This is a genomic window from Deltaproteobacteria bacterium (assembly GCA_019912665.1).
Taxonomy (GTDB): Bacteria; Desulfobacterota; GWC2-55-46; order GWC2-55-46; family GWC2-55-46; genus UBA5799.
Genome location: JAIOIE010000008.1, coordinates 196,767 through 213,812, shown reverse-complemented (window position 1 = coordinate 213,812; position 17,046 = coordinate 196,767). Strand labels below are relative to the sequence as shown.

Sequence of the window (17,046 nt, the reverse complement as noted above, 5' to 3'; positions counted from 1 at the left end):
CCTACGGAGGAAAGATGAGCGGATATACCACAGCTCTCAACGAACTCATAAAGAAGGTGGAGGCCACCAGGCCCGCCAGGGTCGAGAAGGCCAGGAAGGGAGATCACTTCCCGGCCCTCACCATGGAGCAGCGGCAGGAGTGGCTGAGGAAGTACCACCCGGACTATAAAAACGACGGAAGGCGGCCGGTCGAGGTCGGGCCCAACAAGGGCACCGTATACCCGGAAGAGGTCTCCACGCTCCTCGAATCCAAAAGCAGGCTCGATACGAAGGCAGTGGACCTTAAAAGGGTCGACTTCGATACCGACCTCCTTGTCATAGGCGCCGGCGGCGCGGGAACGGCCGCCGCTCTCGCCGCCGAGGAGGCCGGGCTTAATGTCCTCGTTTCGACCAAGCTCCGCCACGGCGACTCCAACACCGTAATGGCCGAGGGCGGCATCCAGGGGGCCGACCAGGAGGGCGACTCCCCGTATTTCCATTACCTCGACGTAATCGGCGGCGGGCATTTCTCGAACCAGCCTGAGCTGGTCGCGGCCCTCACGAACGACGCGCCGCTCATCATCCACTGGTTAGAGAGCCTGGGCATGATGTTCGACAAGCACCCGGACGGCAGGATGAAGGTAAGGCACGGCGGCGGCACCTGCAGGAAGAGGATGCACTCGGCCGGCGACATGACCGGCGCCGAGATAATGAGGGTCTTGCGCGACGAGGCCCGGAACAGGACCGGGAAGATAAAGATACTCGAGTTCACGCCGGCAGTCGAGCTTATCCTCGACGACAAGGGCAATGCGGCCGGGGCGGTCCTCTACAATCTCGAGACAAAGGAATATTATGTAGCCAGGGCCAAGGCCGTGGTCGTAGCGACCGGCGGCTTCGGCAGGCTACACATACAGGGCTTCCCCACCACCAACCACTACGGCGCGACCGCCGACGGGGTCGTCATGGCCTACAGGGCCGGGGTCGCCCTCCAGGACCTGGACTCGACCCAGTACCACCCGACCGGCGCCATATTCCCGGAGCAGAACGTGGGGCTCCTCATTACGGAGAAGGTCAGGGGCCTGGGAGCCCAGCTCCTTAACATCGAGGGCGAGCAGTTTTGCTTCCCGCTCGAGCCGAGGGACGTCGAGAGCGCCTGCGTCATAAGGGAGTGCATGGAGATCGGGAAGGGCATAATCACGCCGACCGGCAGGCACGGCGTATGGCTGGACTCCCCCATGATCGATATGCTCCACGGCGAGGGGACGGTAAGGAAAGAGCTCCCGGCCAAGTTCATACAGTTCAAGAGGTACGACATAGACATAAGCAAGGTGCCGATGCTCATATATCCGACGCTCCATTACCAGAACGGCGGGATAAAGATAAACGAGTGGGCGGAGACGAGCGTAAAGGGCCTCTTCAGCGCGGGCGAGACCGCGGGAGGGGTCCACGGCAGGAACCGCCTCATGGGGAACTCGCTCCTCGACGTGCTGGTATTCGGCAGAAGGGCGGGCTTGAGGGCCATAGAACATGTCAAGTCCTCAAAAGCTGCGGGCAAGCTCTCGCTCGGTCACGTCGAGAAGTTCAATAAGGAGATCGAAAAGGCGGGCATAGACAACGGCATACAGAGCCCGCTCATACTCCCGAACTACGCGCCCGACCATGTAAGGGCCAGGCAGATAGGGTAAGGCAACCCTCTAAAAACTGACCTTTTCCCCGGACTCTGGGTGGTTACGGGAAAAGCGGGGAAAATCTCTGATTTTTAGAAGTCGCTTTCGGTGATTTGCAGGTATGCTGAGGCCGGTAAAAACCGGCCCGTATCAAGCGGGCAATGCTTGCCCGCTTGAGTTTTTTTTGGTATAAACACTTTTCCGCGACGGACACCGCCGCTTCTAAAATGGAAGGGCGGACGGTGTGATGAGCAAAACAGGAAAACGAATCAGCTTGCTGAAAAACTGAAGGCTGCTCAAAAAGATCCAGATGCGAGGCCCTGTTGGAACAGGGGAGCGAGGAATGAGGCGTACTTTTCGTGTACGCCGGAGTGCCAAGCGACGAAGATAACGAAGCAGATGGGCTTTTCAGCAGCCGGACAGAAATCTCTGGAGGTCGGCTTAGATGAACATTCACGAGTACCAGGCAAAGCAGATACTCGCCAAATATGGGGTCGCCGTGCCGAAGGGGAAGATAGCTTTCACTCCGGCCGAGGCCGAGGAAGCCGCCCGCGAGTTCATCGCCGAGAAGGGCGTATGTGTCGTGAAGGCCCAGATACACGCCGGGGGCAGGGGCAAGGCCGGCGGCGTCAAGCTCGCAAAGTCTAAAGAGGAAGCGGCCAAGATCGCCGAAGAGCTCCTGGGGAAGGTGCTGGTCACCCACCAGACCGGCCCGGCGGGCAAGGAAGTGAAAAAGGTATACGTTGAGGAAGGGTGCCAGATAGCGAGGGAGCTCTACCTGGGCCTCGTCGTGGACAGGTCCACCCAGAAGGTCGTCATCATGGCGTCAACCGAGGGCGGGGTGGAGATAGAAGAGGTCGCGGAGAAGACGCCGGAGAAGATATTGAAGGAGCTCGTTGACCCTGCCGTGGGGCTCATACCCTTCCAGGGACGGAAGCTCGCATTCGGACTCGGCATAGACAAGGCGCTTGCCGGGAAGGCCGTGAAGTTCATGACCGGCCTCTACAACGCCTTTGTCGCCTCGGACTGCTCCATGGCTGAAATAAACCCGCTCGTAATAACAAAGGACGGCGACATAATAGCGCTCGACGCCAAGATGTCCTTTGACGACAACGCGCTATTCAGGCACAAGGACATAGAGGGCATGAGGGACCTGGACGAGGAAGACCCCAAGGAGGTCGCGGCGTCGAGGTTCAACCTCAATTACGTCACCCTTGACGGCAATATAGGCTGCATGGTGAACGGCGCTGGTTTAGCCATGGCCACGATGGACATGATAAAGCTCTCGGGCGGCAGTCCCGCTAACTTCCTGGACGTGGGCGGCGGCGCCAACAAGGACCAGGTCACCGCGGCCTTCAAGCTCATAACCTCGGACCCGAACGTAAAGGGCGTGCTGGTAAACATATTCGGCGGCATCATGAGGTGCGACATAATCGCCGAGGGCATTATGGCCGCCGCAAAGGAAGTGGGCCTGAAGGTGCCGCTCGTGGTGAGGCTCCAGGGCACGAACGTCGAGCAGGGGAGGAAGCTCCTGGCCGGCTCGGGCCTCAATATAATAACAGCCGAGAACATGGACGAGGCAGCGGAAAAGGCCGTGGCGGCAGCCAAGGCGTCTTGAAGATAACCCAAGGAGCGTTCCATGAGCATACTCGTTAATAAGGACACAAAGGTAATCTGCCAGGGCATAACCGGCGAGCAGGGCACCTTCCATACCCGGCAGATGGTCGCCTATGGCACGAAGATGGTAGGAGGGGTGACGCCAGGGAAGGGCGGCACTCAAGTAGACGGCATCCCGGTATTCGATACCGTGGACGAGGCGGTAAGAAAGACCGGGGCCAACGCCTCGGTCATATACGTGCCCGCGGCCTTCGCGGCTGACGCGGTAATGGAGGCGGTGGACGCGAGAATAGGCCTCGTCGTCTGCATAACCGAGGGCATCCCGGTCCTCGACATGGTGAAGGTGAGAAGGTTCATGCAGGGGAAACCCTCGAGGCTCGTGGGCCCCAACTGCCCCGGCGTCATAACCCCGGGCGAGTGCAAGATAGGCATCATGCCCGGTCACATACACAAGGCCGGGAGCGTGGGGGTGGTATCAAGGAGCGGAACGCTCACCTATGAGGCCGTGGACCAGCTCACGAGGCTCGGCCTGGGGCAGTCGACCTGCGTAGGCATCGGCGGCGACCCGGTGAACGGCACGAACTTCATCGACGTCCTCGAGCTCTTCGAGAAGGACCCCGGCACGAACGCCATCGTCATGATAGGCGAGATAGGCGGGACAGCCGAGGAGGAGGCAGCCGAGTTCATACGGAAGAACGTGAAGAAGCCGGTCGTCGGATACATAGCGGGCGCGACCGCTCCCAAGGGGAAGAGGATGGGGCACGCCGGGGCCATAATCTCCGGCGGCAAGGGCACCGCGGAGGAGAAGTTCGAGGCAATGGAGCGCGCCGGGATAAGGATAACCCGGAGCACCGCGGAGATAGGCAGGTCGATGTTGGAAGTGCTGCAGAAAGTGTGATAATATCAATTGTATTATGGTTGACTTGGGAGGGGGCTTGTGATACAAGGGGCTTCCTTTCAGGGATTCCGGTTTAATCCCCTACCCAAGCAGGGTCGAACAGAAGCGGAGGTGCCATGACTCAGGCGGCCAAGAAACTGCCAAGGATCGAAATAAACGAGAAGTTCTGCAAGGGATGCAGCATTTGCGTGGACTTCTGTCCTACGGACGTGCTGGAGCTGAAAGGGGCGGTAGTGGCCGTAAAGAACCTCGAGGCCTGCACCAGGTGCCAGCTCTGCGACTTGAGGTGTCCGGATTTCGCCATACAGGTCTTCGATTAACGAACCGTGCTCGCCTCCGGTAAAAGCCGGCGGCGGCCTTTCAGGGGGTTTGAAGAAATGGCTCAGAAAAAAAAGAGGCTCCTTCAGGGCAACGAGGCGTGCGTCGAGGGCGCGCTGTATGCCGGCTGCAAGTTCTACGCCGGGTATCCCATTACCCCCTCGACCGAGATAGCCGAGGGCATGTCCGTGAGGCTCCCTAAGATCGGGGGCAAGTTCATACAGATGGAAGACGAGATAGGCGGCATCGCCGCGGCCATAGGAGGCTCGCTTGCGGGCCTTAAGTCCATGACCGCGACCTCCGGCCCCGGCTTTTCGCTCAAGCAGGAGTGCATCGGGTATGCCTGCATCGCCGAGGTGCCGCTCGTGATAGTTGACGTAATGAGGGGCGGCCCGGCTACGGGCTATCCCACCGGCCCCTCTCAGTCCGACATCATGGCAGCCAAATGGGGCACCCACGGCGACCACCCGGTAATAGCGGTGACCCCGTCGTCGGTGCCCGAGATATTATCCGAGACGGTCCGAGCCTTCAATCTCGCCGAGCAGTACAGGACGCCAGTCATGGTCCTTTATGACGAGATAGTCGGACACATGAGGGAGCCCCTCAACATACCCGAGCCGGGCGAGCTCGAGGTCGTGGACAGGGAAAAGGTCGCGTGCAAGCCCGAGGAATACTTCCCGTACGACGACCGATTCCTTGTTGCGCCGCTTGCGCCGTTCGGGTCAGGGTACAGGTTCCATGTGACCGGCTTGAATCACAAGCAGGACGGCTTCCCCACGAACGACTCCAAGGTGATAGACCGGAACAACAGGCGCATCATCGAGAAGATAGAGACGAACAAGGAGCGCATCTGGAAGAACGAGGAGGCGGCGCTCGACGACGCGGACGTGGCCATCTTCACCATCGGCTCGACCGCCCGCTCGGCGAGGTTCGCCGTGAACGAGCTCAGGAAATCGGGGCTCAAGGTCGGGTTGCTGCGTCCGCTCACCATATGGCCCTTCCCGGACGCGGCCGTGGCCGAGCTTTCAAAAAGGGTAAACGCCATAGTCGTTCCGGAGCTGAACCTCGGCCAGATGGTGCGCGAGGTAGAGAGGTGCGCCAAGGGGAACTGCGAGGTGGAGGGCATAACCAGGGTGGATGGAGAGCCCATTACCCCGGCGCAGATAATGCACGCAGTGAGGAGATTCCTTTAACCCCGAAAAGGCAGGGCCGGCGGCCCACAACGAGCTTGGAGGCAATCGAATGTCAACGATAGCGGAAAAGAAGGAAAAGGTAAGCGTCCCCTTCGATTATAATAAGTATCTCAGGCCCAATAAGCTCCCGCACATCTGGTGTCCTGGCTGCGGCCACGGGATAGTGCTTAAGGCGCTGCTCAGGGCCATAGACAAGGCCGGGCTCGAAAAAGACAACATCTGCATGGTCTCAGGGATCGGCTGCTCGTCGAGGACCCCGGGATACGTGGACTTCAACACCCTCCACACGCTCCACGGGAGGGCGATGGCCTTCGCAACGGGCGTAAAGCTCGCGAAGCCGGAGATGAAGGTTATAGTCATAACCGGCGACGGAGACGCGCTGGCCATAGGCGGGAACCATTTCATACACGCATGCAGGCGCAACATAGACATGACCGTGCTGGTCATGACCAACTCGACTTACGGCATGACCGGCGGGCAGTATTCCCCGACTACACCCCTCGATGCAATCGCCACGACCAGCCGCTATGGCAACATCGAGCCCCCGTTCGACGCGTGCGAGATGGCAAAGGTGTCGGGCGCGACGTTCGTCGCGAGGGGCACGGCCTACCACACGATAGAGCTCGAAAAAACGATACACGACGCGCTGGTCCACAAGGGCACCTCGGTAATAGACATCATAGACGCCTGCCCGACCTACTTCGGCAGGGCCAACAAGTACAAGAGCGCGACCCATATGATGGAGGAGATCGAAAAGGACGGGACCGTTAACGTGAAGCAGGCGGAGAAGCTCACGCCTGAGCAGCTTAAGGGCAAGGTGCTACGCGGGGTGCTCCACAAGGTCGAGCGGCCCGAGTACTGCGAGCAGTACGAGAACCTCATAATGCAGAAGGCTACGTCGAAAAAATAGTCCCGCAATCCTTTGGAGGCTTGAAAGATGAGCGAAAGGTACGAGATAAGGTTGAGCGGCTCCGGCGGCCAGGGCATGATACTGGCAGGCATAATAATGGCCGAGGCCGCCGCCATATACGGCGATAAGAACGCGGTCCAGTCACAGTCCTACGGCCCCGAGTCCAGGGGCGGCGCCTCCAAGGCCGAGGTCATCATCTCCGCAGGGCCCATAGACTACCCGAAGGCTACTGCAATAGACTGCATGCTCGCCATGACCCAGGAGGCATGCACCAAGTATCACCATGATATAAAGGACGGCGGCATCCTTATCGTGGACTCGGACAACGTAAAAACCCTCCCGAGCGGCGGCTTCAAGGTGCACGGCTTCCCAATTACCTCGATAGCCAGGGACGAGCTCGGGAAGATCATAGTCGCCAATATCGTCTCTCTCGGCGCGATGACCGGCCTCACAAAAGTCGTCAAGTACGAGTCCGTTGAGCAGGCGGTCCTCGCAAGGGTGCCGGCCGCTTTCGTGGACCTCAACAAGAAGGCCCTGCAGCGCGGGTACGAGCTGACAAAAGATTTGAAATAAGCCAGTTCCAATCGGTAGAAAAAAGGGCGGCCATTCGGGCCGCCCTTTTTTTTGCGTTTTCCTCCGTTGACCAAGGCCGGTATTGCTGATAAGCTTTCATAAGCCGGTCCTGGCCTTTTCCAGCATATCCCGGCTTCCTTGAAAAAAACCTTTTATGTACTCTGGATTCCTTATAGAGTGTAATGAAAAGCCCCGGTCCGGAAAGGCCCGTGGTATCATGAAAAATTTGAATCGGAGGACAAGGCCCTGGTAACGCATGACTGTGTCATAATAGGCGCGGGGCTCGCGGGCATGAGGGCCGCCATAGAGGCGGCCAGAAGCGGGCTCGACACCGCCCTCGTGACCAAGATATACCCGGTGAGGAGCCATTCGGTAGCGGCCCAGGGAGGCATAAACTCGGCCCTCAAGGAGACCGATTCCTGGGAGGCGCACGCCTTCGACACCGTCAAGGGTAGCGACTGGCTTGGCGACCAGGACGCGATAGAGGCCATGTGCAAGGAGGGGCCCGGAGACATCCTCGAGCTCGAAGGCATGGGCGCCATTTTCAGCCGCGATATTAAAGGCCATATCGCCCAGAGGCCTTTCGGCGGGGCAGGCTATCCGAGGACCTGCTACCTCGCGGACAGGACCGGGCACGCCCTCCTTCATGTAATGTACGAGCAGGTCTTGAAGCACGGTGTCTTCATCTACGACGAGTGGCACGTAACAAGGCTCGTCGTCGAGGATGGCAGGGTCTCCGGCGTGATCGCGATGGAGCTTGATACCGGTAAGCTCCATAGGCTCCGCTCGAAGTCGGTCATAATGGCCACAGGCGGCTACGGCAGGGTCTACAGGACCACAACGAACGCGCTCTCATCGACAGGCGACGGCCTGGGGCTCGCGCTCGATGCCGGGCTCCCGCTTATGGACATGGAGTTCGTCCAGTTCCACCCGACGGTCCTTAAAAGGACGGGCATCCTCATGACCGAGGGCGCGAGGGGCGAGGGCGGTTTTCTCCTGAACTCGCTCGGCGAAAGGTTCATGGAGAGGTACGCGCCCAAGGTAAAGGAGCTTGCGAGCCGGGACGTGGTAAGCCGCGCCGAGCAGACCGAGATAGAGGAGGGAAGGGGCGTTGACGGCTGCGTTTTCCTGGACCTGAGGCACCTGGGCGCGGACACCATAAAATCGAAGCTATCGCAGATAAGGGAACTCGCGATGGATTTCGCCGGGGTGGACCCGATAGAGGCGCCCGTGCCCGTAAAGCCCGGCGCGCATTATTCGATGGGCGGCATCCGGGCCGACATGGACGGCCAGACCGGCATTGCGGGCCTCTTTGCCGCGGGCGAGTGCGCCTGCGTAAGCGTACACGGAGCGAACAGGCTCGGAGGGAACTCGCTCCTTGAGGCCGTGGTCTTCGGCAGGCGCGCCGGGAAAAAGGCCTCCGAGTATGCTGAATCCGCCGAGCTTACGCCCTTCCCCGATTCGGCCCTCCGCGATGCGGCAAACGAGGTCGCCGGAATACTCAAGAGGGAAAAGGGAGAGCGGGTCTACGCGCTAAGGGACGAGATGGCCGGGGTCATGGAGGAGCACTGCGGCATTTTTAGAAGCAGGGAAAGGCTCGGGAAAGGGCTCGACAAAATAAGGGATATAAAGGAGAGGTACGGGAAGGCGGCCCTCATCGACAGGGGAGACCGCTTCAACGCCGAGCTCCTTCATATGATAGAGCTCGGGAGCATGCTCGACGCCTCGGAAGCCATACTGGTGAGCGCGTTAAACAGGGAAGAATCCAGGGGCTCGCATTTCAGGACGGACTTCCCGAAAAGAAACGACGCGGAGTGGCTCAAGCACACGCTAGTAGTAAAGCGCGGCAATGATTTTATCATAGGATACAAGGACGTGAAGATTACCAGGTTCGAACCGGAAGAAAGAAAGTATTAGACAGGAGAATCCGCTTCATGGAAATAAAATTCAGCATAAGGCGGCATGACCCGATGGACCGGGAGAACCCGGGGCCGTACTACCGGGATTATGTCGTCGAGGCCACAGAGGGCATGACCGTGCTCGAGGCGCTCCTTAATATTTCCGAGGAGCAGGACCCCACGCTCGCCTTCAGGAGGTCGTGCCGCTCGGCCATATGCGGCTCCTGCGCCATGACAGTGAACGGGTTTGCAAGGCTCACTTGCAACCTGCAGGTAATACCAGAGTACGAGAAGATGGGTACCATGAGGATAGAGCCACTCGCGAACCACAGGACCATAAAGGACCTCGTGGTGGACATGGCCCCTTTCTGGGAGAAGATGGAGAAGGTCTCGCCTTTCCTTATGCCCGCTGGCGGAAGCGAAGGGAACCCGGTCACCATAGAGGACCAGGCCGGGATAGACGAGAGCCAGAGGTGCATAATGTGCGGCTGCTGCAACGCCGAGTGCAACTCTCTTGAGATAGACGAGCGCTTCATCGCCCCGGCTGCCTCCGCAAAGGCGTGGAGGTTCGTAGGAGACGTCCGGGAAGGGCACCAGGGGAAGAGGCTTGAGAGGCTTTCGGAGGAGCACGGCATATGGGACTGCGTCCGCTGCATACATTGCACGCAGTATTGCCCCAAGGACGTAAAGCCGCTTAAGCAGATAGAGAGCCTCCGCTCGGCCGCGATGAAGAAAGGCGTCCTCGAAAACCCGGGCGCCAAACACGTAGAGGCGATGGCCGATTCGGTCGAGAGGTTCGGACGGCTCGACGAGGCCGCAATGACCTTCAAGACACTGGGTTTCCTCCGCTCTCTCGGGATGATACCGCTTGGGCTCAGGATGGAGAGGCACGGCAAGATGCCCCGCCCGTACCTTTTCCCTCAGATAATGGAGATAGACGAGGTCAGGGCGATCTACGACGAGATGGAGAAGAAGGAAGGCCTTAAGCCGAAGAAGGAGGAGTAGGATTGGCCGAGGAACTGAAATACGCCTACTATCCCGGTTGTGTATCCCAGCACATGACCAGGGAGACGAACGACGCGACAAGGCTCGTCGCCCGGAAGCTCGGCATAGGGCTTTACGACATGCCCAAAGCCAACTGCTGCGGCGCAGGGCTCCTTACAGACTACGATTACCGGCTCTATTTGGCCCTCAACGCCCGCATATTCGCCGAGGCCGAGGCCATGGAGATGGACATAATGACCATATGCTCAACCTGCCTAATGGTCATGAGCACGGCGAACAGGGACCTCAAAAGGGACCCGCGCCTCCTTGAGGAGACGAACAAGGTGCTCGCGGCTGCCGGGCTCCATTACAGCGGGAAAATCGAGGTAAAACAGCTCCTGTGGGTGCTGGCAGGAGATTACGGGCTTGAGAGGCTCAAGGAGCAGGTCACAAGCCCCTTATCATGGCTCAAGGTCGCGCCTTTCTATGGCTGTCACAGCCTTAGGCCCTCGGACGCCCTCGGGTTCGACGACCCTGAAAAACCCTGGTCGCTTGAAGCCACTATAATGGCGCTCGGCGCGGAGCCCGTAGAGTACAGTGGGAAGACCAAGTGCTGCGGCTTCCAGGTGGACCTTGTAGCCGAGAAGACCGCAACAAAGATGACGGGCGTCCGCCTCCTCGACGGAAAAAGGAACGGGGCCGACTGCTTCGTAACGCCGTGCCCCTTCTGCCACATAAACCTGGACAATTACCAGGGCCTTGCCGAAAAAGCTGTCAATGAACGGATCGACATGCCTGTCTTCCATCTCTCCCAGCTCGTGGGGCTCGCGATGGGCTTGAGCCCCAAGGAGATGGGGCTCTCAAGGCACCTGGTCTCGCCGGAGAGGGTGCTCAAGTAGCTTAAGTGCTACTTTAACTGTTTTGCTTCCAAAGCGAAAAAGTCCTTTTGACGCGCTGCGCGCTTTTTTGCAAAGGCTCCTCACGACCCGCCTACACTCACGGGCTCTTTAAAAAAACAAAACAGTACAATAAACGCATATAAGGGAGAAGGCGTGAACGGGCCGGGGAAAAGGCCAGTCTCGTCGCTTTGCGTGTCTGATGGGGTAGAAGGGGTAAGCCGGTCGAGCTTCAGTCTCGAGCCGCGTATGCGGCAGAAGGGTTTTACGTCGAAAGGATTTACCTGGGGTCAAGTCCTAACGCTGGTATACCGCTGTTATCCGCGTTTCTGCGAGCACGTGCCCTTTCAAGGCCCGTTCCAGCTCGCTTTTTTTCGAGCCCTCGTCGAGGCCGAGCGAAGGCAGGTCGGTCGCTTTGAGTATGAAGCTGTACCTGTGCATGCCGTGCCCCTTCGGCGGGCACGGGCCGCCATAGCCTATTTGGCCGAAGTCCGTCATGCCGTGCTTCATGCCGTTTTCGAGCCCTGTCCCGTTGTTGCCCGCGCCCCTGTAGAGCCCGGTCATATCGGTCGGAACGTCGAATACGACCCAGTGGACGAAAGTCCCCATGGGAGCGTCAGGGTCCTCCAGTACGAGGACATAGCTTTTTGTTCCCGGAGGGGGCTCACTCCAGATGAGGGGCGGCGAGAGGTTCTCTCCCTCGCAGGTATACTTCCTCGGGATATGCCCGCCTTCCTTGAAATCAGGACTCTCGATTCGGAACACATTGACCTCCGTTTTAAGGAGCTCTTTGGATGCTCTCGTGAACGAGTTCGCAATCATGCCAGGTCCCGGTTTTCCGGCCGCATGGCGTTGAGGCCAATGAAAGCCCTTTTTATCGCTTTTAATATTACATATCTTATACGCAAGATATAAAATCCGCAACTGTACCTTTTTACAGGCTCTGCCACGCCCTCTTTAATCCTTGCAACCCGGCCTATTTCCAAATTATACTTTTCAGGCAACCTGTAAAAATTGATCTTTTCCCGGACTCTGGGTAGTTACGGGAATAAAATATTCCCGGCTTCCTTGTTTGCAGGAAAAAGCTCTGATTTTTAGAGGTTGCCTTTACTTTTACGGAGGACTCAAGCTTGAAGGTCCGTTTCATCCTCAACCCCACTGCCGGGCGCTCTGGAAGGCTTAAAGCCCTCTCCGGGGCGGTTAAAAAAGTGCTGGCGGCGGAAGAGGGCATATTCGAGATAAGGTCCGCAGCCGACAGGTCCGGCATGAGGGACCTCGCGGCCGATGCGGTCGCCAAGGGATACGAGGTGGTCTTCGCCTGCGGCGGGGACGGGACCATAAACGACGTGGCATCCGAGCTCGTTGGCAAAGGGACGGCACTCGGCATACTGCCTGCCGGCTCCGGCAACGCGCTTGCGAGGGCCCTCGGGATACCCGAGGACGTGGAGGAAGGGGTAAGGCTACTCAAGACCGGCAGAATAGCGAAGATGGACGTAGGAGTCGCGTGCGGCCGTTATTTCTTCTCTACCGCGGGATTCGCCTTCGAGGCCCGCCTTAGCAGGCGCTATAACAAGGGCCGGTTGAGCAGGAGGTTGAGGGGGCTTTCGCCGTATTTTATGCTCGCGCCCTGGGAGTTCCTCCGCTTCAGGCCAGGGCCGGTCCGCCTGAGCATCGACGGCAAGGACATCGACGGCAAGCCGCTCCTCCTCACGGCCGCAAATACGAGCCACCTGGGCGGGGGCGCTGTGATTGCCCCGGGCGCGGAGAACGATGACGGCCTACTGGACTTCTGTTTCGTCCACAGGACCGGAATCTTTTCGGCCCTGGACCTCGCCCGGAGACTCCTCTCCGGCAAAATAGATAAGCACGGCAGATACGAGACCGCCCGCGGCAGGAAGGCCGTGATCATGGGCCGGGACTTCAGGGACGCGCACGTTGACGGGGAACCTTTCCAATGGCCCGGGGACGTTGATATCTCCGTCCTATACCGTAAGCTCAACGTGCTCGTGCCTGAAAGCGGCAGATCCGAAAGGACTGCCTCTCCCGGACCGCCTCCTTGACCTCCGTCTTTCCGTAACCCTCTGAATTGCCTTTGTTTTTACAAAGCAAAGTTGTTGAAGTAGGTTCCTCTTTGGAGTATCATATGCCCATGATACCCATGGACAGGGCCCGCGCCGGGCGGCATCTCTCCGTAAACATAAAGGAAGCGCTCAAAGGCCGGAGCTTCCCCGAGCTCAAGGACGACGAAAAGCTCATGCTCGCCTACAAGCACCTGGAGGAGCTCCGGCAGCTTAACGGCGGGTACATCGCCTCGGATTACTGCGGGGACAAGGGCGGCGACAGGTATAACGTCTTCTGGCTCAGGGACATAATGTACGCGACGTACGCGAACGAGTATGTGGGCGCGTACGACAGGCTCATAGAGAGCTACAGGCTCATAATCAGGATATTCCAGAAGTACAGGCAGAAGATAACGAACGGCGCGAGAAAGCGTACATATCTCGGGAGCTGCGCGGACGAGGTCATACACGCCAGGGTGCATCCGGTGACCCTCGAGGAGATAACTAACGAGTGGGGCCATCACCAGCTCGACATCTTCGGCCTCTTCCTTTACAAAACCGGCGACCTCATTAAAAAAGGGCACAACGTAATATCGACCGACCAGGCAGAAACGCAGATACTCCTTCGGGACATCGTCCTCTACCTTACCACCGTCAGGTGGCATTCGGACCCGGACTTCGGGGTCTGGGAAGAGGGGCCGGAGCTGCATGCATCGAGCATAGGCGCGGTCCTTGCCGGGCTCACCATGTGGCACGATGACGGCTATTACCATTACAAGTACAAGGCCCGCATCCCCATACACCAGTACATGCCCGTTCCCCAGGAATTCATAGAGCGGGGGAGGAGCGCCCTTGAGAGGCTCCTTCCTTCGGAATCCGCTTCGAGGCCGGTCGACCTTGCCCAGCTGAGCCTTGTGTGGCCTTATTATATAATCAACGACAACCAGGCCATCCAGATAATCTCCAACGTGGAGAAAAGGCTCGTGAGGAGGCACGGGGTGATAAGGTATCCGGGGGACCTATACTACAATGCCGACAGGACTAACCCCACCGGGAACGAGGCCGAGTGGCCGCTCGGGTTCGCGTGGCTTTCCATAGCCTATTCCCAGCTCGCGATAAAGGCGCTCAGGCTCGGCGAGATATTCTCCCCGCCGGTAGAGTATATCGAGAAATCCGAGCATTACCTCCGGAGGCTCGAATCGGTCATGACCCCCGAGGGCCAGGTACCGGAGCTTTATACCGCTGGCAGGCCAAACTACAACGTGCCGCTCGCATGGGCTCAGAGCTTCTACGTGGTGGCGCGCCAGAACCTTAACAGGCTGCACGAGAAGCTTAACCTTCGCTAAAAGGGCCTTTTCCACCTTGCCCTCATTTTCCCGATGTTCGAGATGAACCCCATAGCCTTCAGGGCTACCATGCTGAACATCCTCGGCAACGCGGGCCTCCTGGCATTGAAGCTCGCGGCCGGCATATTGACCGGAAGCATCGCCCTCATCTCCGACGCCATAAACTCCTTCAACGACGTCGCCGCGTCCATAGCGACTTTCATCTGCGTCTATATCTCGGATAAGCAGGCTGACGAGGGCCACCCGTTCGGCCACAGCAGGGCCGAGCCCATAGCGGGCCTCATAATAGCGGTGCTCGCAGGGATACTGGGGTTCGAGGTCATAAGGGAGGCGGTCTCGCGCATAATCGAGGGCACGAGCCCGGAGGTCGGACCCTATGTCCTCCTTGTCCCGGTCATTACGATGGCCGCAAAGGGCGGCATGTTCTTGTATTTCAGGATGGTGGGGCGCATGTTCAACAGCCCGGCCATAAACGCCACCGCCTTCGATTCGCTCATGGACGTCGCCGTGGCGCTTGCCGCCCTCATAGGCCTCGCCGGGACATTTTTCGGGCACGCATGGCTCGACCCGGCGGCAGGCCTCCTCATAAGCGTATGGATAATGTACACAGGCTACAGGATAGGGATGGACAACATAGACTACCTCATGGGGCGCGCACCCGACCCCTGGCTCCTTAACGAGATCAGGGAAGCGGCTCTCCACGTGCCGGGAGTGCAGGGGCTCGGGAGCGTAAAGGCCCACTATGTCGGCCCTTTCATCCATGTCGAGATACAGATAAGGGTGGACAAGAGCCTTCCGACGGAAGAGTCGCACGCAATAGGCGAGGAGGTTTCGAACAGGGTCGAGAGCATAAGCACTATTGAGAAGTCGTTCGTCCACATCGACCCGGTCTGAGAAAGGCAACCTCTCAAAATTGATCTTTTCCCCTGACTCTTTGTCAGGCCGTGAATAAAAATGCTCACATATCGTCATATATATGCTCCGCTTTTTATTCCCGGCCTTCCTTGATTTCGAGAAAAATCTCCAATTTCAGAGGTTGCCTGACCATGGGAGAACTCGCACCGATGAAGCTCGACAGCTCGCAGGAGAAGGCGGTCTTGTCAGCGGCAAGGCGGATACTCGTTGTCGCCGGGCCGGGGAGCGGAAAGACCCGCATATTGGCCGCAAGGTTTTCGCGACTCGTCCAAAACGGGGCGGGGCCCGAAAGGGTTCTGGCCGTCACCTTCACTAACAGGGCCGCACGTGAGATGAGGGCGAGGGTCTTATCCACGCTCCCCGGAGCGAGACCTGAAAACATCTCTACCTTCCATTCGCTCGGTCTTCGGCTCCTCCGGGAAGAGATGCCTTCCTTGAGGCTCCTTGCAAGGGACGAGTGCAGGGCGCTTTTAAAGGAGCTTGACGCGGAAGAACCGGATAAGGCACTTGAGCGAATCTCGGCTTTTAAAAACGGCATGGCGCCGGACGTCGCCGATAGCGGGCTCCTCTCCGCATATTCGGAGAGGCTTGAATCTCTACAAGCAATCGACTTCGATGACATCGTGCCCGCCTCGCTCAGGCTCATCCACTCGAAATCCGGCAGACCCTTTGACCACATCATGATAGACGAGTACCAGGATATCAACCCCGTACAGGCCGCCTTTGTGAAGGCACTCGCGGAAGGTGCTGAAAGCCTGCTCGCGATAGGGGACCCTGACCAGGCCATCTATTCCTTCAGGGGGTCGAGCCTCAGGTGCTTCCTCGATTTCGAGAAGGAATTCGGCGATACTGAAATCATCCGTCTAGGAACGAATTACCGTTCCGGAAGGGCCATAGCCGAGGCTTCGAAGGCTCTCATCTCAAAAAATACCGAAAGGCTTCCGAACGAGGCCGCGCCCGCAAGAGAGGGCGGGAGCCTAGAAGAGGTCGAGTGCGGCGACGAAAGGGAAGAGGCCCGCCATATCATAGGGGAGATCGAAAGGCTTATGGGCGGGCTCACGAGCCTTTCCGTTTCAGACGATATCGGCCTCAGGTTCTCGGATTTCGCGGTGCTTGTCCGGACGAACCGGCAGGCGGAGCTCATGGCCGAGGAGTTCGCCCGCTCTCCAATCCCCTTCCACATCGTAAAGCCGTCCGGGCCGGGTCTGGCAGTGTTTATCAAGATCCTCCGCGGCCTCGAAGCACCGGAGGATATGCCTCTACAGGAATTCGTTATGAGGGAGGCCCAAATGGCCTGCCTTGATAGCCACGCGCTCGGCCTTGTGGAATTCGCCCTCAAGGGCGCGGCTGGTTTTGAAGGGAGAGAGGGGCTTGCCTGCCTTATTGACGAGCTCATGCTCGATACGCCTTCCGACAACCTCGACATAAGCGCGGACCGGGTGAACATAATGACGCTCCACGCGGCCAAGGGGCTCGAATGGCGGTGCGTTTTCCTGGCCGGGGCCGAAGACGGCCTTGTCCCCATGAGGATGAAAGGCGAATGCGATCTCGAGGAGGAGAGGAGGCTCTTTTACGTGGGGATGACAAGGGCGATGGACAGGCTTTTTCTCCTTCGCGCCAGAAAAAGGCGGACCTGGGGCGAGTCGAAAGAATGCAGGAGGTCGCCTTTCCTTGAGGAGCTTCCTGCGGCCCTTGTCGAGATAAGGAGGATGGCCGCAAAAATCCCGCCGAAAAAGAAACCTGTGCAGAAGGGTCTTTTTGAATAATGCCCCTTGTCGCCGGTTTTTTTCCT

The 17,046-nt window shown here is 58.7% G+C and carries 15 protein-coding genes; 14 read left to right on the top strand and 1 reads right to left on the bottom strand.

Annotation, left to right across the window (positions count from 1 at the left end; translation table 11 throughout):
• The first annotated feature begins 14 nt into the window (after window positions 1-14).
• From K8I01_03715 to K8I01_03670, 10 genes are all read left to right on the top strand, one after another.
• Window positions 15-1,664 carry an FAD-binding protein gene (locus tag K8I01_03715; GenBank protein ID MBZ0219525.1) on the top strand — a complete coding sequence of 550 codons (1,650 nt, stop codon included), beginning with the start codon at window positions 15-17 and terminating at the stop codon, window positions 1,662-1,664.
• A 427-nt stretch (window positions 1,665-2,091) separates the two neighbouring features.
• Window positions 2,092-3,264, top strand: a complete 1,173-nt coding sequence (gene sucC, locus K8I01_03710; GenBank protein ID MBZ0219524.1) for an ADP-forming succinate--CoA ligase subunit beta — start codon at window positions 2,092-2,094, stop codon at window positions 3,262-3,264.
• A 21-nt stretch (window positions 3,265-3,285) separates the two neighbouring features.
• On the top strand, window positions 3,286-4,161 hold the full coding sequence (gene sucD, locus K8I01_03705; protein ID MBZ0219523.1) for a succinate--CoA ligase subunit alpha: 876 nt from the start codon (window positions 3,286-3,288) through the stop codon (window positions 4,159-4,161).
• Between the two features lie 116 nt (window positions 4,162-4,277).
• Entirely contained in the window at window positions 4,278-4,481 is a 204-nt protein-coding gene (locus tag K8I01_03700) for a 4Fe-4S binding protein (protein ID MBZ0219522.1), read from the top strand.
• A 57-nt stretch (window positions 4,482-4,538) separates the two neighbouring features.
• A complete protein-coding gene (locus K8I01_03695) occupies window positions 4,539-5,672 on the top strand; it encodes a 2-oxoacid:acceptor oxidoreductase subunit alpha (protein MBZ0219521.1) in 1,134 nt (377 codons plus the stop codon).
• A 49-nt stretch (window positions 5,673-5,721) separates the two neighbouring features.
• On the top strand, window positions 5,722-6,582 hold the full coding sequence (locus K8I01_03690) for a 2-oxoacid:ferredoxin oxidoreductase subunit beta (protein MBZ0219520.1): 861 nt from the start codon (window positions 5,722-5,724) through the stop codon (window positions 6,580-6,582).
• Window positions 6,583-6,609: 27 nt separating this feature from the next.
• Window positions 6,610-7,155, top strand: coding sequence for a 2-oxoacid:acceptor oxidoreductase family protein (locus K8I01_03685; protein MBZ0219519.1), 546 nt, complete (start codon window positions 6,610-6,612; stop codon window positions 7,153-7,155).
• A 246-nt stretch (window positions 7,156-7,401) separates the two neighbouring features.
• Window positions 7,402-9,072: an FAD-dependent oxidoreductase gene (locus K8I01_03680; GenBank protein MBZ0219518.1), complete on the top strand. Its 1,671-nt coding sequence runs from the start codon at window positions 7,402-7,404 to the stop codon at window positions 9,070-9,072.
• A gap of 17 nt (window positions 9,073-9,089) precedes the next feature.
• Window positions 9,090-10,058, top strand: coding sequence for a succinate dehydrogenase/fumarate reductase iron-sulfur subunit (locus tag K8I01_03675; protein ID MBZ0219517.1), 969 nt, complete (start codon window positions 9,090-9,092; stop codon window positions 10,056-10,058).
• Window positions 10,059-10,060: 2 nt separating this feature from the next.
• Window positions 10,061-10,936, top strand: a complete 876-nt coding sequence (locus K8I01_03670) for a CoB--CoM heterodisulfide reductase iron-sulfur subunit B family protein (GenBank protein MBZ0219516.1) — start codon at window positions 10,061-10,063, stop codon at window positions 10,934-10,936.
• 294 nt (window positions 10,937-11,230) lie between these two features.
• On the opposite strand, the gene K8I01_03665 is transcribed toward K8I01_03670, so the two are convergent.
• Window positions 11,231-11,755, bottom strand: a complete 525-nt coding sequence (locus tag K8I01_03665) for a YbhB/YbcL family Raf kinase inhibitor-like protein (protein MBZ0219515.1) — start codon at window positions 11,753-11,755, stop codon at window positions 11,231-11,233.
• A 308-nt stretch (window positions 11,756-12,063) separates the two neighbouring features.
• Here K8I01_03665 and K8I01_03660 point away from each other — a divergent pair, with 308 nt between their 5' ends.
• From K8I01_03660 to K8I01_03645, 4 genes are all read left to right on the top strand, one after another.
• Window positions 12,064-12,993, top strand: a complete 930-nt coding sequence (locus tag K8I01_03660; GenBank protein MBZ0219514.1) for a diacylglycerol kinase family lipid kinase — start codon at window positions 12,064-12,066, stop codon at window positions 12,991-12,993.
• 83 nt (window positions 12,994-13,076) lie between these two features.
• The gene (locus tag K8I01_03655; GenBank protein MBZ0219513.1) at window positions 13,077-14,339 is read left to right on the top strand and encodes a hypothetical protein; all 1,263 of its coding nucleotides are present in this window, start codon (window positions 13,077-13,079) and stop codon (window positions 14,337-14,339) included.
• Window positions 14,340-14,381: 42 nt separating this feature from the next.
• Window positions 14,382-15,233 (top strand): cation diffusion facilitator family transporter, encoded by an 852-nt coding sequence (locus K8I01_03650; GenBank protein MBZ0219512.1) that lies wholly within the window; start codon window positions 14,382-14,384, stop codon window positions 15,231-15,233.
• Between the two features lie 152 nt (window positions 15,234-15,385).
• Window positions 15,386-17,020 (top strand): ATP-dependent helicase, encoded by a 1,635-nt coding sequence (locus tag K8I01_03645; GenBank protein MBZ0219511.1) that lies wholly within the window; start codon window positions 15,386-15,388, stop codon window positions 17,018-17,020.
• Window positions 17,021-17,046 lie beyond the last annotated feature (26 nt).